At 64.2% G+C, this 4,660-nt stretch carries 6 protein-coding genes and 1 pseudogene; 3 read left to right on the top strand and 4 right to left on the bottom strand.

Annotation, left to right across the window (positions count from 1 at the left end; all coding sequences use genetic code 11):
• On the top strand, nucleotides 1-477 hold a 477-nt coding region (locus tag VMR03_RS12410; protein WP_325405658.1), incomplete at its 5' end, for an acyl-CoA dehydrogenase family protein.
• A complete protein-coding gene (locus VMR03_RS12415; protein ID WP_325405660.1) occupies nucleotides 477-1,265 on the top strand; it encodes a thioesterase family protein in 789 nt (262 codons plus the stop codon). The genes VMR03_RS12410 and VMR03_RS12415, both read left to right, overlap by 1 nt.
• 80 nt (nucleotides 1,266-1,345) lie before the next feature.
• Here the strand turns inward: VMR03_RS12415 and VMR03_RS19005 are convergent, their stop codons facing one another.
• The 3 genes and pseudogenes from VMR03_RS19005 to VMR03_RS12430 all read right to left on the bottom strand — a co-directional run bounded on the left by VMR03_RS19005 (nucleotide 1,346) and on the right by VMR03_RS12430 (nucleotide 2,723).
• Nucleotides 1,346-1,417, bottom strand: coding sequence for a KGG domain-containing protein (locus VMR03_RS19005; RefSeq protein ID WP_325405668.1), 72 nt, complete (start codon nucleotides 1,415-1,417; stop codon nucleotides 1,346-1,348).
• A pseudogene (locus VMR03_RS12425) lies at nucleotides 1,403-1,570 on the bottom strand (general stress protein); the annotation flags it as partial. The pseudogene VMR03_RS12425 and the gene VMR03_RS19005, both read right to left, overlap by 15 nt.
• A gap of 280 nt (nucleotides 1,571-1,850) precedes the next feature.
• Nucleotides 1,851-2,723, bottom strand: coding sequence for a phosphatase PAP2 family protein (locus VMR03_RS12430; RefSeq protein ID WP_325405662.1), 873 nt, complete (start codon nucleotides 2,721-2,723; stop codon nucleotides 1,851-1,853).
• Nucleotides 2,724-2,808: 85 nt separating this feature from the next.
• Here VMR03_RS12430 and VMR03_RS12435 point away from each other — a divergent pair, with 85 nt between their 5' ends.
• On the top strand, nucleotides 2,809-4,005 hold the full coding sequence (locus VMR03_RS12435; RefSeq protein ID WP_325405664.1) for an acetyl-CoA C-acyltransferase: 1,197 nt from the start codon (nucleotides 2,809-2,811) through the stop codon (nucleotides 4,003-4,005).
• A 3-nt stretch (nucleotides 4,006-4,008) separates the two neighbouring features.
• On the opposite strand, the gene VMR03_RS12440 is transcribed toward VMR03_RS12435, so the two are convergent.
• Nucleotides 4,009-4,599, bottom strand: coding sequence for a TetR/AcrR family transcriptional regulator (locus VMR03_RS12440; RefSeq protein ID WP_325405666.1), 591 nt, complete (start codon nucleotides 4,597-4,599; stop codon nucleotides 4,009-4,011).
• Between the last annotated feature and the right edge of the window lie 61 nt (nucleotides 4,600-4,660).

Below are 4,660 nucleotides of genomic sequence, written 5' to 3' on the forward strand. Positions count from 1 at the left end.
CTCGGCAAGCTGAACGAAGGCGTGCGCGTGCTGATGTCGGGCCTCGACTATGAGCGCGCGGTGCTCTCGGGTGGACCGCTTGGCATCATGCAGGCCTGCATGGATGTCGTGGTGCCCTATGTGCATGACCGCAAGCAGTTCGGCGAACCCATCGGCACCTTCCAGTTGATGCAGGGCAAGCTCGCCGACATGTACTCGACCATGAATGCCTGTCGCGCCTATGTCTATGCGGTCGCGAAAGCTTGCGATCGCGGCAAGACCACGCGCAAGGACGCGGCCGGCGCAATCCTCTATTCGGCGGAAAAAGCCACCTGGATGGCACTCGAAGCGCTACAGACGCTGGGTGGAAACGGCTATATCAACGACTATCCGACGGGCCGCCTGCTGCGCGACGCCAAGCTCTACGAGATCGGCGCGGGTACGAGCGAAATCCGCCGCATGCTGATCGGCCGCGAACTGTTCAACGAGAGCGCCTGATGCCGTTAGATTCCGTCTTTGAGCTGAAGGGCGATGTGGCCACGGCGACCGGCTATGCCGCCGGCCCTTGGGATCCATCGATGCAGCATGGCGGCGCACCTTCTTCGCTGATCGCCCATGTGGTCGAACATATCCCGACGGCGGCGCCGATGCAGGTTGCGCGGTTGACCATCGACCTGCTGCGCCCGGTGCCGATCGCGCCGCTTGAAATCAAAACCGAGGTCGTGCGCGAGGGAAAGAAGATCCAGCTCTGCGCCGTGAGCCTTCTCGCGGGCGGCAAGGAATGCGTGAGGGCCTCCGCGCTGAAAATCCGCAGCGCCGATTATCCCGACCTCACAGGCATTGCGGAAAAGGAATCGACCTTGCCGACGCCGGATGAGTCCTCGCCGATCGACGAAGCGATCCGCAAGAGCAGCGGGTTCATTTCGGGTCTGGAAGTCAGGAATGCGAAGGGCATCTTCGGCCTTCTCGGCGCGGGCGGCCCGGCGGCCTGCTGGTTCCGTTCGATCCGGCCTATCGTCGCGGGCGAGGAAAATTCGCCGCTGATGCGTGCCGCGATGGTCGCGGATTTCAGCAACGGCGTTTCCTCGGTGCTGAACCATGAATGGACCTTTCTCAACGGCGACCTCTCGATCAACCTCGCGCGCATGCCTGCGGGCGAATGGATTCTGCTCGACGCGGAAACCTGGGTCGATGAAACGGGCGTGGGCATCGCGGCCGGCCGTCTCGCCGACGAGCGCGGTTATTTCGGTCGTTGTATTCAGAGTCTCGTCATCGAGAAGCGCTGATCGTTCATAAATCCGTACGAAGAAAAAAAGTCCCCGCGATGTCACTCGCGGGGACTTTCGTTCTTCAGGTGGCGAGGGGCTTAGTGTCGTCCGCCCTCCCGGCCCGCTTGCGAGGCGCGCTGCGGGTCGTTCTTGAAATTGCCGCCGCTCATCTGACCGCCTTTCTGGCCAGCCTCGGCGGCGCGCTGCGGGTCGTTCTTGAAGTTCCCACCGCTCTGCTGCCCGCCTTTCTGGCCGGCCTCCGATGCTCTCTCGCGATCTTCGGCAAAGTTTCCCGAACCGCCACGGTGCTGGGTATTCGTCATCGAACGTCTCCATTTTTGATCTTTGCGGCTCAGGCAATCGGCATCCCGTCCGGACCTCGCCGCCTCGATCCGGTGGTTTGGGCGTATCGCCCCGATGTTCGATTGCTGGCGGTGATCTCGATCAACAAGTGTTGATTGCACCGTCGCTTGTTCAACCGACTGCGATTGCGGAGGTTCCTGTTTCGAAAAATGAAAAAGGAGAAAGGTGCTTGTGCCGCCGCATTGTTTCGGTTTCCGGAAATCGCCGGTCGCGTTCGCGCCCCTTCGGTTCAAGCACCGGTCATTTGACGAGGCCAAGCGCACGGAAGGCGAAGGGCGCGGCGCATGTCATATAAAAACCCATGAGAGCGCCTGTGACGTAGCCGGATGCTGTTCCCTTGATGGTGAGAGCTTCGGCAGCTCCGTCGAGTCCCGCGCGCAGGGCAAAGAGCGCAACGACGCCGGCCGCGCCCATGACGATGCGCAGCCACCAGGCTGGCAGGACAGGCGCCGCGGGCGCGAGACGGCGATCGATATCGGCGCCAAGCACCCAGCCGAAGAGCAGCGCGAGAATGCCGACGGGGGCGGGAGGTTCGCCGTTCGGCCAGGTCAGGGTGAGGACGATGCCTGCCGCGACGACGAGAAAGAGATGATAGGCCACCGGCCAGTCGCGCGAGGGGGCAAGGCGGGGGGAAAGCAGCAGCGCGAAAAGCGCGAGGCCGGCGACGGCGAGGCCGATGCCGGTCAGCACGTCGTCGATGTCGTGAACGCCGAGATAGAGCCGGCTGAAGCAGACGCCCGCGATGACGACCGCCGCCGCGATATAGGCCCAGACGGCGCGGATCTCCCAGGCGATCCACGACCACATGGCGACGGCGACCTGCGCATGGCCGCTCGGCCGGCCATAGGAGCCCTCGACGCGGTTGTCGAGCCAGTAGCGAAGATCGGGGCGCGGGTCCTGCCAGAGGTCCTTCAGCCAGCCGTTGACGATCGCGGTGAGGGCGATCAGGACCGTCATCCGCATCGCCTTGTCGCGGTCCCAGAGCCAATAAGCGATGGGAAGCGCGATCAGAAAGAACGTGGCATAGCCGAGCCAGGTGAAGCCGTTTGCGACGACCGTTGCGGCATCGCTGCGCAGCGGCAGCACCCAATCCATATTGTGTAGAAAATCCAACCGAACCTCCCCCGATAGCTTGTTTTGGGCTAGGTTCGTCCCCCGAATCCCGGCCGTTAAGGCACTTTACCGTGGAAAGCCGCCCATGACACAAATCCGTCACGCAGAAGACCCCGTCGTCATCGCCAGCGCCGCGCGGACGCCGATGGGCGGATTTCAGGGTGCGTTGGCCGATATCAGCGGACCGGACCTCGGCGCCGTCGCCCTGCGGGCGGCGGTGGAGCGGGCGGGGCTCGCCTCCGGCGCGGTCGATGAAGTGTTCATGGGTTGCGTGCTGACGGCGGGCGCGAAGCAGGCGCCGGCCCGGCAGGCGGCGCTGAAGGGCGGTCTGGACGAGTCGACGCCCTCGACCACCATCAGCAAGGTCTGCGGCTCCGGCATGAAGGCGATCATGCTTGCGCATGACACGCTGGCGCTCGGCCATGGCGACGTCGTGGTGGCCGGCGGCATGGAGAGCATGACCAATTCGCCTTACCTGCTGCCCAAGGCGCGTAGCGGCTTCCGCCTCGGCCATGGCGAGGTGAAGGACCACATGTTCATGGACGGCCTCGAGGACGCCTATGAAGGCCGGTTGATGGGCACCTATGCCGAGGAGACCGCGCGGCATTACCAGTTCTCCCGCGAGGCGCAGGATGCTTATGCGGTCGAGTCGCTGGCGCGTGCGAAGCGCGCCATCGAAGGCGGCAGCTTCGCTCCCGAAATCGTTCCCGTGGCTGTGAAGAGCCGCAAGGGCGAGGTCGAGGTGATGCAGGACGAGCAGCCGCTGAAGGCCGATCCGGCAAAGATCCCGACGCTGAAGCCCGCCTTCGCGACGGACGGCACGGTGACGGCGGCGAATGCGAGCTCGATTTCCGACGGCGCGGCGGCACTGGTGCTGATGCGCCTGTCGGAAGCGGAGCGGCGCGGCCTGAAGCCGCTTGCCGCGATCCGCGGCCATGCGGGCTTTGCGCAGGCGCCGGCCTGGTTCACGACGGCGCCTGTCGGCGCGATCAACAGGCTCTTCGAGCAGACGGGCTGGAAGGCCTCCGACGTCGACGCTTACGAGATCAACGAGGCCTTCGCGGTCGTCGTCATGGCGGCGATGAAGGAACTGGGCCTCAGCCACAAGAACATCAATGTCTATGGCGGCGCGACGGCGCTCGGCCATCCGATCGGCGCTTCGGGCGCGCGCATCGTCGTGACGCTTCTCAATGCGCTGAAGCAGGGCGGCGGCAAGCGCGGCGTCGCCTCGCTTTGCATCGGCGGCGGCGAAGCGACGGCGCTGGCGGTCGAGCTGATGTAAGGCTCAGGCCGCCACTCCCTCCATCACCAGCCGCGTGTGCAGGTCGATGAGTTTCCTTCTGCTCACGCGGCCCTTCGGGTCATACCAGGTGCAGATACCGGTGAGCATGGCGAGCAGCGCATAGGCCGTTACGCGCACGTCGTCGATCCTGAAGAGCTTCTTCGCCGCGCCTTTCTTCAGAATGTCGCAGAGCCGGTCCTCATAGGCGCGGCGGAGCGCGACGATTTCCTTGCGGTGTTTCGGCGTCAGGCTGCGAAGCTCGGCCGAACCGATGAAGACCTCCCGCTTGCGTTCGATATGATAATCGAGATGGAAGGCGACGAAGGCCTTGAGCCGTTCGGCCGGTCCCTCGATCCCCTCGAGTTCCGCGTCGACGCGAGCGAGCAGCACGACCATGTGATTGTGGATGAGGTCGAAGAGAAGGTCCTGCTTCGTCTCGATGTGATTGTAGAGGGAGCCCGGCTGGAGGCCGACCTTGGCCGCCAGTTCGCGCAGGCTCATCGCCTCGTAGCCGACCGTATAGATGAGATCGAGCCCCGCCTCGTTGATGGCGGCCAGCGTCTTGGGGCCGGAGGAGCCACGGGTTCTGCTCATGTAACCTCGGTCGGCCTTGTCGGGCTCAGGAAACGAACGTATGATCGTTTTTATCCGAGAT

This window comes from Parvibaculum sp. (assembly GCF_035511255.1).
GTDB lineage: Bacteria > Pseudomonadota > Alphaproteobacteria > Parvibaculales > Parvibaculaceae > Parvibaculum.